At 61.4% G+C, this 19,384-nt stretch carries 20 protein-coding genes; 10 read left to right on the top strand and 10 right to left on the bottom strand.

Annotated elements, in window-relative coordinates; genetic code table 11:
• Positions 1-4 precede the first annotated feature (4 nt).
• Positions 5-1,222 carry a lytic murein transglycosylase gene (locus ATN84_RS14705; protein WP_068882382.1) on the top strand — a complete coding sequence of 406 codons (1,218 nt, stop codon included), beginning with the start codon at positions 5-7 and terminating at the stop codon, positions 1,220-1,222.
• Here the strand turns inward: ATN84_RS14705 and ATN84_RS14700 are convergent, their stop codons facing one another.
• The 4 genes from ATN84_RS14700 to ATN84_RS14680 form a co-directional block, all read right to left on the bottom strand.
• Entirely contained in the window at positions 1,223-3,730 is a 2,508-nt protein-coding gene (locus ATN84_RS14700; protein ID WP_068882380.1) for a putative bifunctional diguanylate cyclase/phosphodiesterase, read from the bottom strand.
• A gap of 216 nt (positions 3,731-3,946) precedes the next feature.
• On the bottom strand, positions 3,947-5,167 hold the full coding sequence (locus ATN84_RS14695; RefSeq protein ID WP_068882378.1) for an alanine racemase: 1,221 nt from the start codon (positions 5,165-5,167) through the stop codon (positions 3,947-3,949).
• 547 nt (positions 5,168-5,714) lie between these two features.
• On the bottom strand, positions 5,715-6,665 hold the full coding sequence (gene metF / locus ATN84_RS14685; RefSeq protein WP_068882374.1) for a methylenetetrahydrofolate reductase [NAD(P)H]: 951 nt from the start codon (positions 6,663-6,665) through the stop codon (positions 5,715-5,717).
• Entirely contained in the window at positions 6,665-7,672 is a 1,008-nt protein-coding gene (locus tag ATN84_RS14680) for an ArsR/SmtB family transcription factor (protein WP_068882372.1), read from the bottom strand. Before ATN84_RS14680 ends, metF begins: the two co-directional genes overlap by 1 nt.
• A 119-nt stretch (positions 7,673-7,791) precedes the next feature.
• Here ATN84_RS14680 and ATN84_RS14675 point away from each other — a divergent pair, with 119 nt between their 5' ends.
• Both ATN84_RS14675 and ATN84_RS14670 read left to right on the top strand, forming a co-directional pair.
• Entirely contained in the window at positions 7,792-8,109 is a 318-nt protein-coding gene (locus ATN84_RS14675; RefSeq protein WP_068882370.1) for a DUF2293 domain-containing protein, read from the top strand.
• 34 nt (positions 8,110-8,143) lie between these two features.
• Positions 8,144-8,650: an AAA family ATPase gene (locus ATN84_RS14670; RefSeq protein ID WP_068882368.1), complete on the top strand. Its 507-nt coding sequence runs from the start codon at positions 8,144-8,146 to the stop codon at positions 8,648-8,650.
• Between the two features lie 9 nt (positions 8,651-8,659).
• Here ATN84_RS14670 and ATN84_RS14665 read toward each other — a convergent pair whose 3' ends face one another.
• The 5 genes from ATN84_RS14665 to ettA form a co-directional block, all read right to left on the bottom strand.
• Positions 8,660-9,307, bottom strand: coding sequence for an MOSC domain-containing protein (locus ATN84_RS14665; RefSeq protein WP_425287406.1), 648 nt, complete (start codon positions 9,305-9,307; stop codon positions 8,660-8,662).
• A 93-nt stretch (positions 9,308-9,400) separates the two neighbouring features.
• The gene (gene tam / locus ATN84_RS14660) at positions 9,401-10,168 is read right to left on the bottom strand and encodes a trans-aconitate 2-methyltransferase (RefSeq protein WP_068882367.1); all 768 of its coding nucleotides are present in this window, start codon (positions 10,166-10,168) and stop codon (positions 9,401-9,403) included.
• Between the two features lie 28 nt (positions 10,169-10,196).
• The gene (locus ATN84_RS14655; RefSeq protein ID WP_244491095.1) at positions 10,197-10,460 is read right to left on the bottom strand and encodes a type II toxin-antitoxin system RelE family toxin; all 264 of its coding nucleotides are present in this window, start codon (positions 10,458-10,460) and stop codon (positions 10,197-10,199) included.
• The gene (gene relB / locus ATN84_RS14650; protein WP_068882363.1) at positions 10,441-10,683 is read right to left on the bottom strand and encodes a type II toxin-antitoxin system RelB family antitoxin; all 243 of its coding nucleotides are present in this window, start codon (positions 10,681-10,683) and stop codon (positions 10,441-10,443) included. The genes ATN84_RS14655 and relB overlap by 20 nt, the downstream gene beginning before the upstream one ends.
• Before the next feature lie 62 nt (positions 10,684-10,745).
• A complete protein-coding gene (ettA, locus tag ATN84_RS14645; RefSeq protein ID WP_068882361.1) occupies positions 10,746-12,395 on the bottom strand; it encodes an energy-dependent translational throttle protein EttA in 1,650 nt (549 codons plus the stop codon).
• 556 nt (positions 12,396-12,951) lie between these two features.
• On the opposite strand from ettA, the gene ATN84_RS14640 reads away from it, so the two are divergent.
• The 5 genes from ATN84_RS14640 (at position 12,952) to ATN84_RS14620 (ending at position 17,978) form a co-directional block, all read left to right on the top strand.
• A complete protein-coding gene (locus tag ATN84_RS14640; protein ID WP_082766299.1) occupies positions 12,952-13,902 on the top strand; it encodes an alpha/beta fold hydrolase in 951 nt (316 codons plus the stop codon).
• Positions 13,903-13,976: 74 nt separating this feature from the next.
• Positions 13,977-15,155, top strand: coding sequence for a CaiB/BaiF CoA transferase family protein (locus ATN84_RS14635; protein ID WP_068882357.1), 1,179 nt, complete (start codon positions 13,977-13,979; stop codon positions 15,153-15,155).
• Positions 15,152-16,801, top strand: a complete 1,650-nt coding sequence (locus ATN84_RS14630; RefSeq protein WP_068882355.1) for a thiamine pyrophosphate-binding protein — start codon at positions 15,152-15,154, stop codon at positions 16,799-16,801. Before ATN84_RS14635 ends, ATN84_RS14630 begins: the two co-directional genes overlap by 4 nt.
• Positions 16,802-16,936: 135 nt before the next feature.
• Positions 16,937-17,656, top strand: coding sequence for a glycosyltransferase family 2 protein (locus ATN84_RS14625; protein ID WP_068882354.1), 720 nt, complete (start codon positions 16,937-16,939; stop codon positions 17,654-17,656).
• Complete coding sequence (locus ATN84_RS14620) at positions 17,649-17,978, top strand: lipid-A-disaccharide synthase N-terminal domain-containing protein (RefSeq protein ID WP_068882352.1); 330 nt, start codon at positions 17,649-17,651, stop codon at positions 17,976-17,978. The genes ATN84_RS14625 and ATN84_RS14620 overlap by 8 nt, the downstream gene beginning before the upstream one ends.
• Positions 17,979-18,162: 184 nt before the next feature.
• On the opposite strand, the gene ATN84_RS26935 is transcribed toward ATN84_RS14620, so the two are convergent.
• Positions 18,163-18,447, bottom strand: a complete 285-nt coding sequence (locus ATN84_RS26935; protein WP_153020250.1) for a hypothetical protein — start codon at positions 18,445-18,447, stop codon at positions 18,163-18,165.
• 336 nt (positions 18,448-18,783) lie between these two features.
• Between ATN84_RS26935 and ATN84_RS14615 the strand changes: the two genes are divergently transcribed.
• Together ATN84_RS14615 and ATN84_RS14610 are read left to right on the top strand one after the other, a co-directional pair.
• Positions 18,784-18,993, top strand: a complete 210-nt coding sequence (locus ATN84_RS14615) for a hypothetical protein (protein ID WP_153020249.1) — start codon at positions 18,784-18,786, stop codon at positions 18,991-18,993.
• A gap of 41 nt (positions 18,994-19,034) precedes the next feature.
• Positions 19,035-19,241, top strand: coding sequence for a hypothetical protein (locus ATN84_RS14610; RefSeq protein WP_068882350.1), 207 nt, complete (start codon positions 19,035-19,037; stop codon positions 19,239-19,241).
• Positions 19,242-19,384 lie beyond the last annotated feature (143 nt).

The raw sequence follows: 19,384 nt of genomic DNA, 5'->3' as shown, positions 1-19,384 counted from the left end.
ATAAATGAAGAAGACCGCCCTTCTGTTGGCAACATCGCTATTTGCCTCCACCGCGCTCGCAGCAGCGCAGCAGCCGTCCCCTGCCCCCGTCGGTGAAACCGCAGCGCCGAAACCGGCTTGCGGCGGTGACATGGAGGCTTGGTTCGACGGCGTCGTCAGGGAGGCTCGCGCTGCCGGCGTCACCGACAAGGGCATCAGCGAACTCTACAAGGCCTCTATCGATGATAAGGTCCTCGCACGCGACCGCGCACAGGGTGTCTTCAATCTGACCTTTGCCGATTTTTCCAAGCGGCTCATTTCCGAGGCTCGTCTGAAAAAAGGCCGTGAAAATCTGGTGAAATATGCCACCATTTTCAAAAAAGCCGAGGAAACTTACGGCGTTCCCGGTCCGGTCATCGCTGCTTTCTGGGGTCTTGAAACCGACTATGGCGCGATCCAGGGCGATTTCGACACGCTGAACGCCCTCATGACGCTCTCCTTCGATTGCCGCCGGCCGGAACTCTTCCGCCCGCAATTGATCGCGCTCCTGAAGCTCTTCGACCAGGGCGTCGTCGACGCCCGCACCACGGGCGCATGGGCCGGCGAGATCGGCCAGATGCAGGTGCTTCCGCTCGATTATCTCGAACGCGGCACGGACGGCGATGGCGACGGGCGCGTCGATCTCAAGAACAGCGTGCCCGATGCGGTGATGACGGCGGCGCGCATGCTGCAGGATCTCGGCTGGCAGAAGGGCCAGCCCTGGCTGGAGGAGGTGCGGCTGACGCGTGACCTTCCCTGGGAAGAGGCAAGCCGCACCAACCGCATGCCCCATTCCAGATGGGCCGCATGGGGCGTCGAGGGGCTGGACGGTCCGCTCGGCCCCGACGATGGCGATGCCTCGCTGCTCCTGCCGATGGGGCGCAAGGGACCGGCCTTCCTCTCCTATCGCAATTTCGATGTCTTCGTGGAATGGAACAAGTCCATCGTCTATGCGACGACCGCCGCCTATTTCGCCACCCGCCTTGCCGGCGCGCCGGCTTTTGAGATGGGCAATCCGGAGCTTGGCCTCACCACCGACCAGATGAAGGCATTGCAGACGAAGCTCGCCGCCCGCGGCTACGACATGGGCAAGATCGACGGCGTCTTCGGCCTCCTTACGCGCGACGCCGTGCGCAGCGAACAGCTCCGCCTCGGCATGCCGGCCGACGCTTGGCCGACGGTGGAGCTGTTGAATAAGCTGTGACTAAGCCACTCGCTTCTCCCCTCCGAAGAACGCGCCGATGATGTCAGCGACATTCCCCGGTGCGACGGGCGGGCTGAACAGGAAGCCCTGCAGCTCTCCGCAGCGCTCCGCCCGAAGCCTTTCAAGCTGAGCGGCGGTTTCCACCCCTTCCGCCGTCGTGTCGATGCCAAGGCTCGCGCCGAGCCCGATGATCGCACGCACGATCGCCAGCGATTCCCGGCTGTTGTCGATCTCGCGCACGAAAGAGCGGTCGATCTTCAACCGGTTGAACGGAAACTGCTTGAGATAATGCAGGCTCGAAAAGCCGGTGCCGAAATCATCGAGCGCGATGCGCACGCCGCGCTCGCGAAGCTGCCTGAGCAGCGCGAGATTGGCCGCGCTGTCATCGAGGAGCACGGATTCCGTGATCTCGATCTCCAGCCTGTCGGCAGCGAGCCCACTTGAACTCAACGCCTCCTCAATCGCCTCCAAAAGTCCGCCGCTGCGGAACTGGACGGGAGAGACGTTGACGGCGACCATCAGCGGATCAGGCCAGGAAACCGCCTGGGCGCAGGCCTCCCGCAGCATCCAGCATCCAAGCCGGTCCACCTGGCCGGTTTCCTCGGCAAGCGGGATGAATTCCGAGGGCGGCACCATGCCGCGGCTGGGGTGACGCCAGCGCATCAGCGCCTCGAAACCGCACAATTTGCCGGTTTGGACCGAAAGTATCGGCTGAAAATGCGCCTCGAACTGACTGGCGATGTCAGCATTGCGCAAATCCATCTCCAGCAGGCGGCGCTCGCTAACCTGCGCGTCCATCTCCGGCTCGAAAAAGCGGACCACGCCCTTGCTCGAACCCTTGGCCCGGTAGAGCGCAAGATCGGCGCATCGTAGGAGATCGTCGGCCTCGGTCGCGTCGATAGGGGCAACCGCGCCGCCGATGCTGGCGCCGATGCGGACCGGGCGGCTGTCCACACTGGTGATCGACGACAGCTCCTGGCCGATGCGCCGGGCAAGCACCTCGATCTGCTCGCGCGCCTCGAGGCCGGGCGCCAGGATGGCGAACTCGTCGCCGCCGAGCCGGGCGACGATATCGGCTTCGCGCACGCGTTTTTTCAGCCGCTTCGTCACCTCGATCAGCAGCGCATCGCCGGCGGCGTGTCCCAGCGTATCGTTGACCGCCTTGAAATCGTCGAGGTCTATCAGCAGCACGCCGAAAGCACGCCCGCCATCGGCAAGATTACAGGCCGCCCGTTCGATCTCGCGGGTAAAAACCGTCCGGTTGGCCGCGCCCGTTAAGGGATCGTGATGGGCGAGATAGGTGACATGGGCCTCGGCGCGCCGCCGCTCGGTGATATCCATAATGGTGGAAAGCGTGGCCGGCTGGCCATCGACCAGCACTTCGCTGGCATATTCGATGACGTCGAGGATCCGGCCGTCGGCAGTTCGATGGCGCAGGCTTGTTTCGGTTGAAGCCGCGTCTTTCTCATGCGGGTCCTCGGCAGGCCCGTCAGCTCGGATATCCGATACGCCGAGCTTGAGAAAAGCCTCGCGACCGTAGCCGTAAAGGCGCAGAGCCGCTTCATTGACGTTAAGGAAACCCTCCTCGCCCTGCGCACGCACATACATCGGCGCCGGATTGTCATCGAAGAGCGAGCGGAACAGCGTCACGCGGGATTTGAGATCCCGGATATCGGTCAGGGTCACGGCGAGGATGCCGTCGGCGGAATCGACACCGACCTGCAAGGCAAGCGGGTTTGCGTCGAGCTGATAGGCAAGCTCGAACGGCTCGATCGGCTCGCCGCGCGCCGCCCGCAGCAATCGTCTGGGCATGGTAGCGATCCCCATGCGCGCCAGCGCCTCGGAAAAAAGCGTGAACTGCAGCCGGTCCGGCTGCGAGCCGAGAAAGCGGGCTGCCGCATTGTTGACGCTCAGAATATGGAAATCACGCGGCAACCCATCCGCGCCCATGACAGGATTGAGCCCGAGAATGCCCTGCTGCGAGGCATTGATGAGCAGCTTTGGAAGATTGAGCTGCGCCTTGCGCGGGCGCATCAGCAAGAGGAAATACTCTCCCGTCCAGCGGCACGAAAGCGGGAAGGCGATGATCTCCAGGGTCGAAACCTTGTTTTCGATCAGCCAGCGGCAGAGCGTGAGGCTCGGCTCGGCGGTCAGCCGCGAGCGGTCGATGGCCGAATCGATGGCATGCCTGAAGCCAAAAGGCACGGCGCCAAGATCGGGCGCCTGCTCCTGGCCGAAGCGGAGGATCGAGCGAACCGCCTTGCCGGCGCGCAGCATTCTGGCGGCTTTGCCCGGCTTGCAATGAACCACCGCGATCTCGTCGGCGAAACGCCCCATATTGCCGAGCGTGAAATCCTCGTAGGAAGGCAGCGGCATATTGATGCGCGCTGCCTGCCAGCAATGCAGCATATAGCGTACATCGTCGAATTCGGTCGGGATATCGATCGCCTCTTCCGGCACGGTTTCAGGCGCACGCGGCGACGCGGTTTCGTTCCTGAATGCATGCATGACGGTTCCTCGTCCGGATATCCTGCTCGAAAGCAATGTCTTTGAAAGTCATGGGGAAGGATCATGGAACATGCCGACGGGCCCGGCTCGACGGAGCGGCATCATGCCTCGCGGGACATCAAGGTCCTCGCGCCGTTTCTGGATCGACTTTAAGCGGCCTATCCTTACGAAGAACTTAAACAGGCCGTCACGGAAGCGTCATATGACGCAAAGCCGTTATCCCGCCATTGTTTCCAGCGAAGCGAAGCTGTCGGGCTCCTCACCCTCGTCGAAGGGCGTCTCCACCTCGACGAACGTATCGGGATAAAACCCATTGAAGCGGGTGCGCAGCGCCATGGAATAGGCGCCGATATGGCCGATTTCGATCCAGTCGCCGGTATCCACCGTCTCCGGCAGCCAGAACGGCCGCGACAATATATCGACGGAATCGCATGTCGCGCCGCAGACGCGGAACGGCACGATCGACTTGGAATTGCCGTTGCGGTTCTTGATCGCCGGATCGGGGATGAAGCGGGCGGGCAGCGTGATCTTGCCCGTCCAGGAATCCGACAGCGACGCCCAGATGCCATCATTGATGTAGAGCCGCCTGCCCTTTCGCAACAATACGCGCACGATCAGCGAAAAGGCGCGCGCCACGATCACACGCCCCGGCTCCGCCACCAAAGGCAGGTCGGCAAAACCCCATTCCGCAATGTCGCCGCGCAGCCGCGACATCAATTGCCCGAGCGACGGCATCTCGACATGCTTGCGGCGCGGATCATGGCCATATTCGGCGGGAAAGCCGCCGCCGATATCGAGCCCCGCCAAGGGAACGCCGGCACGGTTGCGCACCCAGTCCGCCGAACGCAGCGCCCGCTCATAGGTATCAGGATCCTCGATCTGGCTGCCGACGTGAAAGCAGATGCCCACCTTGTAGCCGGTCCGGTGCAGCCGCTGCAGAAGTTCCACCGCATGGGCGGGAGCAGCGCCGAATTTTTTCGAGAGTTCGTAAGCCGCATGGCCTTTTGTCTGGATACGGACATAGATGGTGATTTGGCCCGGATCGATATCGAGCGCGCGGACGATGCGCGTCACCTTGGTGATCTCGTCCTCATGGTCGATCGCCAGCACGCGAATGCCATAGGTCTCGAGCGCCAGGCGAATGTCGGACTGCGCCTTGACCGGGTGCATGTAGAGCATCCGCGCATTGGGCGCGGTCTCGCGCACGGCTGCGAATTCCGCCGGCGAAGCGACATCGAACAGATCGATCCCGTTGTCGGCAAGGGTCTTGAGCACCATCGGCTCGCCATTGGTCTTCACCGCATAGGCGGTTTCGCCCGGAAACATGTCCATGAACCGGCGGGCGTCCTCCACCAACACCCGCGGATGGAAGCAGTAGACCGGATGATCCGGACGCGTCGAAAGGGCGACGTCCCGTGCGGTATCGAATCGTTGCATCGGACCTCCAAGCCGGTCTGGCGGCGGGAGCCTAACAAGGCTTGGCGACAGAAAAAAGCCATTACGGCGACTTGGGCCCAATTGAGGTTTAAAGCGAATCGTCCGATGCTCTGAAAATGGCAAAAATCTGATTTCCGCTCGCGCGGACGCTATGCTTCACGAAAAGTGAACGGGCGAGGTAAACGTTTTTTTTCAATCGTTTAGACCGATAGAGGGAAATATTTTCCTCATAAATGTCGCGATGCAGCACGAATTCCGCTTTTTTTGTGACCCGATTGAGCATAGATTCCCGGCCGTTAACCCAGCGCCATTTGGATGATCATCCGATTGTTGTATGAGCTATGGCGCTCGAAGGAGGCAGACCGATGGGACTTACACGTTCGCTTAATGTCCTGATGATCTGTGCAGCGTTCGCATTTGTCGGTGCGATGGTAATGGGCCTTCTTCCATAAGAAGGATCAGAAACTGCAGATAGGGGTCCTCAATCCCAGGGGAAGAACAAAAGGAAAAAGCCCGGCACAGCGTCCGGGCTTTTTCAATGCGGTCATTACGCGGCCGCTCCCGCCAGATCCGGGCTCACAGCCTTGGTCGGTTCGTTCTCCACCCCCTGCTTGTGCGGGCGGATGCCGATCAGATGGCAGATGGCGAAGGCAAGATCGGCGCGGTTCATCGTATAGAAATGGAAATCCTGCACGCCGCGCTCGACAAGGTCGAGCACCTGTTCAGCGGCCACCGCGGCGGCAACCAGCATATGCGTCTGCGGGTCGTTTTCCAGGCCATCGAAGCGCTCCGCCAGCCAGGCCGGGATATGCGTGCCCGCGCGTGAGCAGAAATTGGTCACCTGCTTGAAATTGTGGATGGGCAGCACGCCCGGCAGGATGGGGATATAGATGCCGGCCCGGCGCACGCGCTCGACATAGCGCTCATAAAGGTCGTTGTCGAAGAAGAACTGGGTGATCGCCCGCGTCGCGCCATTGTCGACCTTGCGCTTCAGCATGTCGATATCGGTGGCGAAATCCGGGCTTTCCGGGTGCTTTTCGGGATAGGCGGAGACGGAAATGTCGAAATCGGCGAAGGCCTTCAGGCCCGCAACCAGCTCGGCGGCGTTGAAATAACCGCCCGGCGTCGGCCGGTACTGATCGCCCACCCCGCCGGCCGGATCGCCGCGCAGCGCCACGAACCGCTTGATCCCCAGCGCCGAGAACTCGCGGATCACCGTGTCGACCTCTTCCTTCGTCGCATCGACGCAGGTCAGATGCGCGGCCGGCGTGACATCGGTCTCCTTCAGGATACGCGCCACCGTGCGGGCCGTGCGCTCGCGCGTCGAACCGCCCGCGCCATAGGTCACCGACACGAATTCGGGCTTCAGCGGCGCCAGCCGCGTCACCGTCTCCCAGAGCCGCTTTTCCATCTCCTCCGTCTTCGGCGGAAAGAATTCGAAGGAGACCCGCGTCGTCTGTCCGATATCAGGACGGCGGGAAAGACCGAAAACGCTCATCAAACACTCTCCGTCAAGTCTTGGGAGGAAGGGTCGGCAATGATCAGGCGCGGATCCTGTGCGAGCCATAATTTCACGGTCAGCCCGGCATCCCCGCCTTTCGATTCCAGCTTCTGGGTTTCATCGACGGCAAGGCCGGCTTCGGTCAGCCAGGCGCGCATCTGCTCGTCGCTGAAGCCGAGGCGCAGATGCGCGTGCTCCTCGCGCAGGAACTCCAGCGTATGCGGCGCAAAATCGACGATCAAGAGCCGCCCGCCGGGCCGCAGCGCCCGCGCCGCCTCGCGGATCGCCGCCTGCGGGTCCTCAAGGAAATGCAGCACCTGATGGATGGTGACGAGATCGAAGCTCTCCCGTTCCACCGGCAGGGCATAAACATCGCCCTGCCGCACTTGAGCATTGGTGATGCCGGCGCGGTCGAGATTGGCGCGGGCCACCGTCAGCATATCGCGATTGATATCGATGCCGACGCCGCGCACATAAAGCAGCGAGAACAGTTCGAGGAGGCGCCCCGTGCCGGTACCGACATCCAGCATCGACTGGAACGGCGTCTTGCCGACGATGCGCTTCAGCGCTGCTTCCACCGCGCTTTCGGAGACGTGCAGCAGGCGGATGCGGTCCCAACTGCGGGCATTGGTGCTGAAATAGGCCGTCGCCTTCTGCTGGCGCTGCGATTTGACCGCCGCCAGCCGTTCCAGGTCGCGCTCCAGAAGCGGATCGGCGTCATCCAGCCGGGCGATCAGCGCACGGGCGATCTCGCCGCTCGACCCCTCGTCGGAAAGCCGGAAATAAGCCCAGGACCCTTCCTGATAACGGTTGATGAGCCCCGCCTCGTAAAGCAGCTTGAGATGACGCGAAACGCGCGGCTGCGACTGGCCGAGAATGGAGGTGAGATCCGAAACCGTCAGATCGCCGCGCGACAGGAGCGCCAGAATGCGCAGCCGGCTGGATTCCGCCGCCGCTTTCAGCGTATCAACCATCGGGTCCAGATGAAGACTGCTGTTGTTCATAGCATGATCCCGTCTGAGGCAATGCCTCGAAAGATATAAAGATATGTTTATGTGAAAATGGGAAAGCATGCAAGCACAAACCGCCATGGGCGGGACCGAAGTGGAAAGGGAACGATGAAATGAGCGCCGGCACTGCACGTCAACGCGCTATCGGCAAGGCTTTGACGGCGCTCCTGCCGGCCGTGCCCTATTCGGATTCGGAGCCGATCCGCGCCGCAGCTCAAGCCCCGCATATGAAGACGCTGCCGCCATCCGTCGCCGTCTGGTTGGCGACGGTCGCACACATACGCCATGTCCATACCGATTACGACGCGCTGCGTGATGAAGGCTACGACAAGGATTCCGCCCGCTTCTTCGTGCTCGACGCGGTCAATGCCAAGCTGACGGAATGGCGGGCGACGAGATTGCTGGAGGCGGATGAGGAGGAAGGCGTGTAAAGTATCGCTCTGACCTTGAGCGAGGCGGAGTTGAATGATGGATAGAATTTTCATCATGGGGAACGGCGGAAGTGGCAAGACATGGCTGGCTCAAGAGCTAGCCCGCAGGCTACAATTCCCAGCGTACCACCTCGATGATTTTCACTGGCTGCCGAATTTTGTAGGGGAGCGTCCACGCGACGAGCGTGACCAATTGGTTGCCCGGGCTGCGAATGGCAACTCTTGGATCATGGAAGGCATCTACGGCTCAATCATTCAGCAAATGCTTCCGCGTGTGACAACCCTGATTTGGCTCGATATCTCCGACGAGGAGTGCATTTCTAATCTCCTGCAACGAGGCCAAACGAATGGCGGAACTGAAGAACAGTTCGAGGAGCTTCTGGAATACACGCGAGGCTACCGTCTTCGGAAAAACCATCTGAATTCATTCGATGCTCATAAGCGGTTTTTCGAGGCGTATCCGTCGCATAAGCTAAAGCTGTGCGGTCGACTGGACGTTGCGGCATTTCTGACATCAGTCGCGTTGCAAAATACAAAATAGGATCAACAGTCACTCACCCCCGATAAATCCACTGCTCCAAATCCACTGCTCGGGTATCTTGGCTTCCACCTTCTCGCCAGCCTTCACCGTGCCCGGCTTCTCGACCCAGGCGACAAGCCCGCGCAAACGTTTGGAGACGCGGACAAAATCCAGCGCCGTCCCCGCCACATCGGCGACGCCCGCATTCTCGGCGAGCGCGGTGCCGGCGATCTTGCAGGGCGCGTTCTGGCCATCCACCCGCAGCGTCACGCCGCCCTCGAAGAACAGGAGCGTGCGTGGCGGCAGCATGGAAAAGAGCGGAATGCCCTCGATATTCATATTGGCGCCGATCCACTCCGGCTTGACTTCGGCAATGCCGAGACCACCGGCGATAGCGGCCAGCTCATCGGGAGCGACGAGCGAAAGCTGGCGCTCGTTGCGCATCTCGGTGCCGCGCGGATACCATGGCTCGCGCCCGCCGGATTTGCGCGTCAGCCCCGCGTGGTAATCGCCGCGGATGCCCTCGAACGACAGTTCCAGCTCATCCGCCGCCCGCGTGCCGAAATGCCCATGCAGCGCATCGAACAGCCCGGCAACTCTGCCGCTGATCCGGCGGCCCGGCACGATTTCGGGCATTTTCCCGACATTGTCTTCAAGCTGCGATAAAAGATCGGTCACGGCACGCCCCCTGCTTCATTCCGCTGATATAAGCCAATCCGCCGGCGCGGACTATTGCGAATCGCTGATCAACCGCTGACAAATTCTGATGGGTTAGCCCTTCTGCGCCACCAGGAAGAAACGCGGGAAACGCAGGAGCGCCTTGCCGTCGCGCGCCAGCGGGTAATGCTCCGCAATGCGCGCGGTATAGATGGCGAGATACGCCTTCTGCTCCTCCTCGCTGAGCGGGTCGAGGAAGGGTCTGAGCCCGGTTCCCTTCACCCATTCGACGATTGCCTCGGCCCCGGCCAGCGGGTGATTGTAGATCGTGTGCCAGATATCGATGCTCCCCGCCACAGGCGACAACGCATCATAATAGGCGGAAACCGGCGGCAGCGGATCGCGTGCCTTGGCCCCGATACGCGTCGCCCAGTGGGGATCCCGCGCAACCTCCGTCATCATCCGGTGCGTCGGCTCGGCAAGATTGTCGGGCATCTGCACGGCCAGCACAGCGCCCGGCTTCAAGGCATCGAACAGCCGCTTGAGTTGCGCGACATGATCCGGCAGCCACTGGAAGACGGCATTCGAGAACAACAGATCGACATCGCCGTCCGGCGTCCACTCGGCCACATTGCCCAGTTCGAAGCGAAGCTTGGGTAGGCGCGCCCTCGCCTTCTCGATCATGTCGGGTGAGGTATCGAAACCCGATATCTCCGCCTCCGGCCAGCGCGCCGCCAGAAGCTCAGTCGAATTGCCCGGCCCGCAGCCGATATCGACTATTCTTTGCGGCGCGGCCAGCGGCACCTGCGCGACCAGATCGCGCGCCGGTCTGCTGCGCTCGTCCTCGAATTTCAGATATTGCGTCGCCGACCAGTCTTTCATATCCCGTCCCTACAACGTCCTTGATGATCTATCGATAAACTTCACGGCGGTTACCGATGCGCACCACGTAAACCGTGATTGCTTGATCGTCCATCCTGACGATCACACGATAGTCACCTACCCTATAATGCCAAAAGCCGGAGAGCGGACCTGCAAGCGCGTCGCCGATCGAGCGCGGGTTCTCGGAAGGTGCAACGTGTTGCTGAAGAAATTTCAAAATCCGTTGGCGATCAATGCTTGAGAGGCGACCGAGTTCCTTTTCGGCCTTGGCATCAAACCTGATCGTCCACACCAGTCACATCCTTGTCGATCTCCTCATATTTCTTCACCACGTCCTCAAGCGGGATCGTGGGCCCGTCTTCCTTGACGCGCTGCTCGGCGAGATAGAGATCTTCAAGGTCGTCGATATGTTCCAGAATAGCTTCGCGAGCGTAATAACTCTTCGTCCGGCCCGTCTTTCGGGCCAGTTCATCCAGACGCTTTTCGATTTCAGGTGGCAGCCGCAAAGCAAGCATGAAAAAGCTCCTTTGCTATACATGTATAGCAAAGGAGCCAATTTAACAATGATCGTAATGGATCAGCGCGTCAGCCGCTTGTACGTCACACGCTTCGGGTTGACGCTATCCGGCCCGAGGCGGCGGATCTTGTCGGCCTCGTATTCCTCGAAATTGCCCTCGAACCATTCCACATGGCTGTCGCCCTCGAAGGCGAGGATATGCGTGGCCAGACGGTCGAGGAACATGCGGTCGTGGCTGATGATGACGGCGCAGCCGGCGAAATTCTCAAGCGCATCTTCCAGCGCCGAAAGCGTTTCCGTGTCGAGATCGTTGGTCGGCTCGTCGAGCAGGATGACATTGCCGCCCGCTTTCAGCATCTTGGCGAGATGCACGCGGTTGCGCTGGCCGCCCGAGAGGTTGCCCACCTTCTGCTGCTGGTCGCCGCCCTTGAAGTTGAAGGCGCCGCAATAGGCGCGGCTGTTCATCTCATGCTTGCCAAGCTTGATGATGTCGTTGCCGCCGGAGATTTCCTCCCAGACCGTCTTGTTCGGGTCGAGATGGTCGCGGCTCTGGTCGACATAGCCGAGATGCACCGTCTCGCCGATGCGGATCGCGCCCGAATCCGGCTTCTCCTGGCCGGTAATCATCTTGAAAAGGGTCGACTTGCCGGCGCCGTTCGGCCCGATGACACCAACGATGCCGCCGGGCGGCAGCTTGAATTCGAGATCTTCGATCAGCACGCGATCGCCGAAGGCCTTGGTCAGTCCCTCAGCCTCGATCACCACCTGGCCGAGCCGCTCGCCCGCCGGGATGATGATCTGCGCCTCGCCCGGGCGGCGATCGTTCGCCGCCTTGACCAGTTCGTCATAGGCCTTGATGCGCGCCTTCGACTTCGCCTGCCGCGCCTTGGGGCTGGAGGCGATCCACTCGCGCTCGCGCTCCAGCGCCTTCTGGCGGGAGGCTTCCTCGCGCCCCTCCTGCTTCATGCGCTTGGCCTTGGCCTCCAGATAGGCCGAATAATTGCCCTCATAGGGAATGCCGCGGCCACGGTCGAGCTCGAGAATCCAGCCCGTCACATTGTCGAGGAAGTAGCGGTCGTGAGTGATGATCAGCACCGCCCCCGGATATTCCCGCAGATGCTTTTCGAGCCACGCCGTGGTTTCGGCATCGAGATGGTTGGTCGGCTCGTCGAGGAGAAGCAGGTCCGGCTGCGAAAGCAAGAGCTTGCACAGCGCCACGCGGCGCTTTTCGCCACCCGACAGCTTGGTGACGTCGGCATCGCCCGGAGGGCAGCGCAGCGCTTCCATCGCCATTTCGACTTGGCTGTCCAGATCCCAAAGGTTCTGTGCGTCGATGATGTCCTGGAGCTTGGCACCCTCCTCCGCCGTCTCGTCGGAATAGTTCATCATTAGTTCGTTATAGCGGTCGATGATCGCCTTCTTCTTGGCGACGCCCTCCATGACGTTGCCCAGCACGTCCTTTGAAGGATCGAGCTCCGGTTCCTGCGGCAGGTATCCGCAGGTCGCGCCATCGGCGAGCCAGGCTTCGCCGGTATATTCCTTGTCGATCCCCGCCATGATGCGCAGCACCGTCGACTTGCCGGCGCCGTTCGGGCCGAGAATGCCGATCTTGGCATCGGGATAGAAGGACAGGTGCAGGTTCTCGAGAATCTTCTTGTTGCCGTAAGCCTTGTTGAGGCCGGCCATGTGATAGATGAATTGGCGTGCCATTGCGCGCGTCGTCTCCACTCTTGGGGATTAGAGCATGATCCCGAAAGTTGCAGGCTTTCGGATGAGATCATGTGGCTGAATAAAGATTGCGCCGTATGTAGGCGAATTGGAACGCCGGGGCAATGATCGAGAAACGCCTGTCCCGAAAAGTGCGAAAACCGGGCGCGGATATTTCCGTCACCCGGTTTCCCCTCTGGTTCCGCTTGCGGAAGCACCTCTCTTCCATGGGCGGCATGTAAAGTGTTGAAGACAGTTTTCCCTCGGGTCAGCCCCCGAGCAACCCCGTCAAACCGGTCATGTCGTCGTTGAAAAGAACACCCGATAAAGCCCGCCAGCCCTGGAAATGTCGTCTTTCAACCAATTCCGACCGGCACTTTTGCGCAGCTTTTCGAAATTATCAAGGGGATTTCAAACAGTCTTGCAAAAATAAATTGCACAGATCAAAATTTAGGCAGGTAAGATCATTCCTGCATATGACAAAGTCATGACAGAACGCCAATTGACTATTGCATCGCCACGCAGTCAAGATCGCCGGCGTTCACTCGGGGGTAGCGGATTGCCTTTCCAGACAGCGGAAATTCTGGCCTCGCCTTCCGGCGCCATGCTTTGCCTGCGCCAGGCGCGGGCGCACGGCGTGCCGCGGGGCGTGGTGCAGATCAATCACGGGCTCGCCGAGCACGCCGCGCGCTATGCCCGCTTCGCGGAAAACCTCGCCCAGGCGGGCTTTCACGTTTATGCGCATGATCATCGCGGCCATGGTGAAACCAAAGCGGTGGATGCGCCGAAGGGCATGTTCTCTTCTCGCGGCGGAGCCGAGAAGGTGCTTGCCGATGTCGCCGCGGTCAACGCCCATATCCATGCGGCCCATCCCGGTCTGCCCGTCATCATCTTCGGCCATTCCATGGGCGCGCTGATCACGCTCGCTTATGTCCTGCGTCACCCTGAAACGGTCGATGCGGCGGCGATCTGGAACGCCAATTTTTCCGCCGGGGCCAGCGGCAGGCTTGCCCAGCTCATCCTGAGAGCCGAGCGGATGCTGCTCGGCTCGGATGTGCCGAGCCGCGTCCTGCCGAAGCTCACCTTCCGCCAATGGGCACGCCGCATCCCGGACAGACGGACGGACTTCGACTGGCTTTCCCGCGATCCGGCGGCGGTTGACGCCTATATCGCCGACCCCGCTTGCGGCTGGGACGCCTCGGTCGCCATGTGGATCGATGTTTTTGATTTCGTCTTTCGTGGCGCAAATAACAGGAATTTCGGCAAGGTCCCGCGCACCATGCCCTTTCATCTGGTCGGCGGAGAGAAAGACCCGGCAACCGACAATGGCAAGGCCGTGGCAGCGCTAGCGCATCGTATGAAAGCCATGGGTTTCAGCGATGTGACGAAGCGCATCTATCCGGAGACGCGGCACGAAAGCCTGAACGAGATCAACCGTGATGCCGTCACGCGGGATTTCATCGCCTGGCTCGACCGGATTGTCGAACAATCACCGCAAAATCGGCAATAAGAGTTTCCATTGAGAGATCAGGGAGTTTCCGTTGAAAAGCGCGCCGCAATATTTCCGTGGGAGAAATCGCCATCATGTCTGAGGCACCGCTTTCCGGCGTCCGAGTGATTGAGCTTGCGCGCGTGCTGGCAGGCCCGTGGGCCGGCCAGATCCTGGCCGATCTCGGCGCCGACGTCATCAAGGTCGAGAACCCCAATGGCGGCGACGAGACGCGCGGCTGGGGCCCGCCTTTCGTTACCGGGGCGGATGGCGAAAACCTCTCCGCCGCCTATTTTCACGCCTGCAACCGCGGCAAGCGTTCGATCACCGCCGATTTCACCACTGAAGAAGGCCGGGAAATCGTCCGCGCGCTCTGCCGTGACGCCGATGTGGTGATCGAGAATTTCAAGGTCGGTGGGTTGAAGAAATACGGCCTCGATTATGAAAGCCTGAACGCCGTCAACCCGCGCCTCGTCTACTGCTCGATCACCGGCTTCGGCCAGACCGGCCCCTATGCGAAGCAGGCGGGCTACGATTTCATCATCCAGGGCATGTCCGGCCTGATGTCCGTGACCGGGGAGCCGGACCGCGAGCCGCAGAAGGTCGGCCTCGCCGTCGCCGACATCTTCACCGGCCTTTATGCCGCGACCGCTATTCAAGCCGCGCTTATCCATGCCGGCCGCACCGGCGAAGGCCAGTGGATCGACATGGCACTCTTCGACGTGCAGTCCGCCGTCATGGCCAATCAGGCGATGAACTATCTCGTGAGCCACAAGAGCCCGAACCGCATGGGCAACGCCCATCCCAACATCGCACCCTATGAAGTCGTGCCGACCTCCGACGGGCATCTGATCCTCGCCGTCGGCAATGATGGCCAGTTCACCCGGCTCTGCGCCATTCTGGGCCTCGACGCCCTGCCCCCTGATCCCCGCTTCGCCACCAATCGCGCCCGGCTCGACAATCGCGCGGCCCTGACGGCAGCGGTCAGCGCGGAAACCTCGAAGCGCACGCGCGCCGACCTGCTCTATGCCTGCGTCGAGAACGGCGTGCCTGCCGGCCCGATCAACCGCATCGGCGAGATGTTCGCCGATCCGCAGATCGTCGCGCGCGGCCTGCGCCTCGATCTCGACGACGGCCATGGCAACACCATTCCTTCCGTGCGCACGCCGATCCTGATGTCGGCGAGCCCGCTCAGCTATGAGCGCCCCTCACCGCGTCTCGGCGAGCACACGGAGGAAATTCTAACGGAATTGACAAAGGGGAGGCAGTCATGAAGACGGGCGGCCAACTGATCGTCGAAGCGCTTGCCGCCAATGGCGTCGAGCGCCTGTTCTGCGTGCCGGGCGAAAGCTATCTCGCCGTGCTCGACGCTCTTCATGACGCCGATATCGGCGTCACCGTCTGCCGGGCGGAAGGCGGAGCCGCGATGATGGCCGAAACCTGGGGCAAGCTCACCGGCAAGCCCGGCATCTGCTTCGTCACGCGCGGCCCCGGCGCCACCAACGCTTCCCCCGGCATCCATATCGCCATGCAGGATTCCACGCCGATGATCCTCTTCATTGGCCAGGTGCAGCGCGATGCCCGCGAGCGCGAGGCGTTCCAGGAGGTCGAATATCGCCGCCATTTCGCCGATATGGCTAAATGGGTGGCCGAAATCGACGATCCTGCCCGCATTCCTGAATTCGTCACCCGCGCCTTCGCGGTGGCGACATCGGGCAGGCCCGGTCCGGTCGTGCTGGCGCTTCCCGAGGATATGCTTGTCGAGAAGGCCGAAGCCCCTGCCCCGCAGGCCTGGCAGCCGGTCGAAACCGCGCCGTCGCCGGCGGCGATAAGGAAGCTCGACATGCTTCTCGAAACCGCCAAGAAGCCTCTCATGATCCTCGGCGGCTCACGTTGGAATGCCGAGGCCGTCGATCGGATCACGCGCTTTGCCGAGCGATGGGAAATGCCTATCGGCTGCTCCTTCCGCCGGCAGATGCTGTTCGATCACCTCCACCCCAATTATGCCGGCGATGTCGGCATCGGCATCAACCCGGCGCTGGCCGAACGGGTGAAACAGGCCGATCTCCTGCTCCTCGTCGGCGGCCGCTTCGGTGAGATGCCCTCCTCCGGCTACACGCTGGTGGACACCCCCTATCCCAGGCAGACGCTGGTGCACGTCCATCCAGACCCGGAAGAGCTCGGCCGGGTCTACCGCCCGGCGCTTGCCATCAACGCCGCGCCCGATGCATTTGCGGAAGCGGTCGACGAGTTGACGCCGATCGGCCCGCTGCCATGGGCGGGCGAAGCAGCTGCCGCCCATGCCGCCTATCTCGAATGGTCGACACCGCCCGAAACCGGGCCGGGAGCGGTTGCCATGGGGCCGATCATGGCGTGGCTCGAGGCCAACCTGCCCGAAGATGCGGTCATGACCAACGGGGCCGGCAACTACGCCACATGGCTGCATCGCTTTCACCGCTTCCGCCGCTTCGGCACGCAGGCCGCGCCGACCTCCGGCTCGATGGGCTATGGCCTGCCCGCCGCTGTCGCCGCCAAGCAGCTATATCGCGACCGCATGGTCGTCTGCTTTGCAGGAGACGGCTGTTTCCTGATGAACGGGCAGGATTTCGCCACCGCCGTCCAGTACGACCTTCCGATCATCGTGCTCGTCATCAACAATGGCATGTATGGCACGATCCGGATGCACCAGGAGCGCGAATATCCCGGCCGCATTTCGGCAACAGGGCTCACCAACCCGGATTTCGCCGCCCTCGCCAGGGCCTATGGCGGCCATGGCGAAACGGTTGAAAAAACGGAAGATTTCGCGCCCGCCTTTGAACGTGCGAGAACAAGCGGCAAACCGGCGATCATCGAAATCAAGCTCGATCCCGAAGCGATCACACCGGCGAGGACGCTCACCGACATTCGCGAAAAACGCTAAAGGACACCGCGATATCACAAGTTCTCCGTGGCAATGTCGCCTTTTCGGTGCTATTCAGCCGCGCATTATTCAGCTGGGTGGAAATCTGTGCGCCCGCATGCCCGCTCCGAAGGATTTGGATAGTTGACTGATACGATGATCTCGGTGGTCATTCCCTGCCGGAACGAAGCCGACAATCTCGCATTCCTGCTCGATGAGGTGGACGCCGCCATGAAGGGCCGCGCCCATGAGGTCATCGTCGTCGACGACGGCTCCACCGATGCGACCGGCGATGTTCTGGCGAAAAGGATGCAATCCGGCCTGCCGCTGCGCCATATCCGCCACGACCGCTCTGCCGGACAGAGCGCCGCCGTGCGCTCCGGCGTCTTCGCGGCACAAGGCCAGATCGTCGTGACCATGGATGGCGACGGCCAGAACAATCCCGCCTATCTGCCGAAACTCGCGGATGCGCTCGCCGCCGCCGGGCCCTCCGTCGGGATTGCGGCCGGACAGCGGCTGAAACGCACCGACACCAAGCTCAAGCAGATATCATCGCGCCTTGCCAACAAGCTGCGCAGCGCGTTGCTGAAAGACGATACGCGCGATTCCGGCTGCGGGCTGAAGGCCGTGCATACGGAGCTCTTCCGGCAATTGCCGTTCTTCGACGGCTGGCATCGCTATCTGCCGGCGCTGGTGATCCGCGAGGGATACGGCGTCGTCCACGTCGATGTGATCGACCGTGAGCGGCGCCACGGCAAATCGAATTACGGCATATTGGATCGCGGAGCGCGTGGCATTCTCGATCTCTACGGCGTCTGGTGGCTGCGCCGCCGTCGCAAAGTCGTGCCGGGCGTAACGGAGATTACCCATGGCTGATTTGTTCGCTCAACTGGCGACCTGGTTTCACGATGTTTTCGTCAAGCAGCTCGACGCCTGGGTGATTTTGGGCTTCGTTGCCCAGATCTGCTTCAGCATGCGCTTCGTGGTGCAGTGGATCGCATCCGAGCGGGCAAGGCGCAGCGTCGTGCCCGTCGCCTTCTGGTTCTTCTCGCTCGGCGGCGGTACGATGCTTCTCGTCTACGCCATCCAGCGCGAGGACCCCGTCTTCATCGCCGGCCAGGGCATGGGCCTCTTCATCTATATCCGCAATCTCTGGCTGATCGCCAACGAGAAGAAGGCGGTTACGAAGGTCGACTAACGACAATTCAGCCATCGGGCTCACATAGCAACCGCGGCACCGTTGAGGCATGGATCCCAGTGACAAGCACTGGGAAGACGAGGTGGGGATGAACTGTAGGGGGGTGTTACCTTCTGGACACGGAGCAATCCAGATCGAACGCCCGCAGCCCTTTGAAAAACAATGAGAAACGCCGCCCTGTCCGCTAACGCCAGCGGAACGGCGCATGAAAATTAGCGGCAAAAACTGACGGCAAAGTGCGCAACCTTCTGGACAGATTCGCGCATTCTTCCCGCATTGTTCTGTCAAGCGCGTTGCCGCCGTCATAAAACGCCCGTACATTGCTCAGGTCCTTCCGGTTATGCGTCACCCGAGAAGGAGGGGGAGAGAGCCGACGCTGCTCGGGGCTGTCATATGGTCCCTTTTCATCAATGGGGGAAACAATGTTTGCGACTTCGACACTGCCGAACTTCTCACTGCGTGCCTTCATCGCCAATCGTCGCCGGAAACTGATAACCGCAGGAGCCGCGTTGCTTCTGAGTACCGGTGCCGCTTGGGCGGCGTGCACTAACCCGGCTTGCCGCGACATGTGCTTATCTATGGGCTATTCCGGCGGCACATGCATGGGACAGTACTGCATATGCAATTCATAGTCTGTGCGTGAAAGGAAGCTCCGCTGCCTCGGCGGCGGGGCTTTTCAGCATCGCCTGCCGGTCTTCCCGGCCGCGAGGTGTCGCCCGTGCCGGCCTGCCGGCACCGGCCGCAAAGAAGGGGGATCACCCGCGCCACGCCCATGGGCCGGCGCTTCAACATTTGGAGGGAAACCATGCTTGCAATGACCACACTGCCGAAACTTGCCGATGCCTTCAGGGCCACCTCGCTGCGCCGGAAATTGACTATCGCAGCGTTCGCGCTGCTGATGGGCGCGGGGCCGGTTGCTGCAGCCTGCAACCCGGTGACTTGCATCGCCACTTGCATCCAAAGAGGCTATTTAGACGGGACCTGCGGCGCTGACGGCGCTTGCCACTGCTTCTAGCCGTTAGCTGAAACCGAGCCCCGCTGTCACGGAGGGATACCATGCTTGCAATGACCACACTGCCGAAACTTGCCGATGCCTTCAGGGCCACTTCGCTGCGCCGGAAATTGACTATCGCAGCGTTCGCGCTGTTGATCGGCGCGGGGCCGGTTGCTGCAGCTTGCAACTCGGTGTCATGCGCATCCTACTGCATCGAAAATGGCTATTTGGGCGGGATCTGCGCAAACGGCACTTGTCACTGCATCTAGCGTCTCATTGAAACGAACCCCGCTGCCTTTGTGGCGGGGTTTCCTCGCATCTAGTTTTGCTGTCCAGAAGCTAATGCAAATTTGTCCAGAAGCTGTCGCCGCGCCACATCAAGAACCGTTTTGCAGGCAAAGAGGTTGAAGAT

Origin of the sequence: Paramesorhizobium deserti (assembly GCF_001558695.1) — a bacterium.
GTDB classification, from domain to species: domain Bacteria; phylum Pseudomonadota; class Alphaproteobacteria; order Rhizobiales; family Rhizobiaceae; genus Paramesorhizobium; species Paramesorhizobium deserti.
Note: the sequence above shows the minus strand (reverse complement) of the source record. Positions and strands in the feature narration are given on the sequence as shown.

Bases quoted from the DNA above. Each gene is read 5' to 3' on its own strand.
- metF (WP_068882374.1), bottom strand. From the start codon at position 6,665: ATGAGCGTTTTCGGTCTTTCCCGCCGTCCTGATATCGGACAGACGACG.
- ATN84_RS14695 (WP_068882378.1), bottom strand. From the start codon at position 5,167: ATGCAACGATTCGATACCGCACGGGACGTCGCCCTTTCGACGCGTCCG.
- ATN84_RS14680 (WP_068882372.1), bottom strand. From the start codon at position 7,672: ATGAACAACAGCAGTCTTCATCTGGACCCGATGGTTGATACGCTGAAA.
- ATN84_RS14635 (WP_068882357.1), top strand. From the start codon at position 13,977: ATGTCTGAGGCACCGCTTTCCGGCGTCCGAGTGATTGAGCTTGCGCGC.
- ATN84_RS14610 (WP_068882350.1), top strand. From the start codon at position 19,035: ATGCTTGCAATGACCACACTGCCGAAACTTGCCGATGCCTTCAGGGCC.
- ATN84_RS14675 (WP_068882370.1), top strand. From the start codon at position 7,792: ATGAGCGCCGGCACTGCACGTCAACGCGCTATCGGCAAGGCTTTGACG.
- ATN84_RS14620 (WP_068882352.1), top strand. From the start codon at position 17,649: ATGGCTGATTTGTTCGCTCAACTGGCGACCTGGTTTCACGATGTTTTC.
- ATN84_RS14705 (WP_068882382.1), top strand. From the start codon at position 5: ATGAAGAAGACCGCCCTTCTGTTGGCAACATCGCTATTTGCCTCCACC.
- ATN84_RS26935 (WP_153020250.1), bottom strand. From the start codon at position 18,447: ATGAAGGCACGCAGTGAGAAGTTCGGCAGTGTCGAAGTCGCAAACATT.
- relB (WP_068882363.1), bottom strand. From the start codon at position 10,683: ATGCTTGCTTTGCGGCTGCCACCTGAAATCGAAAAGCGTCTGGATGAA.
- ATN84_RS14630 (WP_068882355.1), top strand. From the start codon at position 15,152: ATGAAGACGGGCGGCCAACTGATCGTCGAAGCGCTTGCCGCCAATGGC.
- tam (WP_068882367.1), bottom strand. From the start codon at position 10,168: ATGAAAGACTGGTCGGCGACGCAATATCTGAAATTCGAGGACGAGCGC.
- ATN84_RS14625 (WP_068882354.1), top strand. From the start codon at position 16,937: ATGATCTCGGTGGTCATTCCCTGCCGGAACGAAGCCGACAATCTCGCA.
- ettA (WP_068882361.1), bottom strand. From the start codon at position 12,395: ATGGCACGCCAATTCATCTATCACATGGCCGGCCTCAACAAGGCTTAC.
- ATN84_RS14615 (WP_153020249.1), top strand. From the start codon at position 18,784: ATGCTTGCAATGACCACACTGCCGAAACTTGCCGATGCCTTCAGGGCC.
- ATN84_RS14700 (WP_068882380.1), bottom strand. From the start codon at position 3,730: ATGCATGCATTCAGGAACGAAACCGCGTCGCCGCGTGCGCCTGAAACC.
- ATN84_RS14670 (WP_068882368.1), top strand. From the start codon at position 8,144: ATGATGGATAGAATTTTCATCATGGGGAACGGCGGAAGTGGCAAGACA.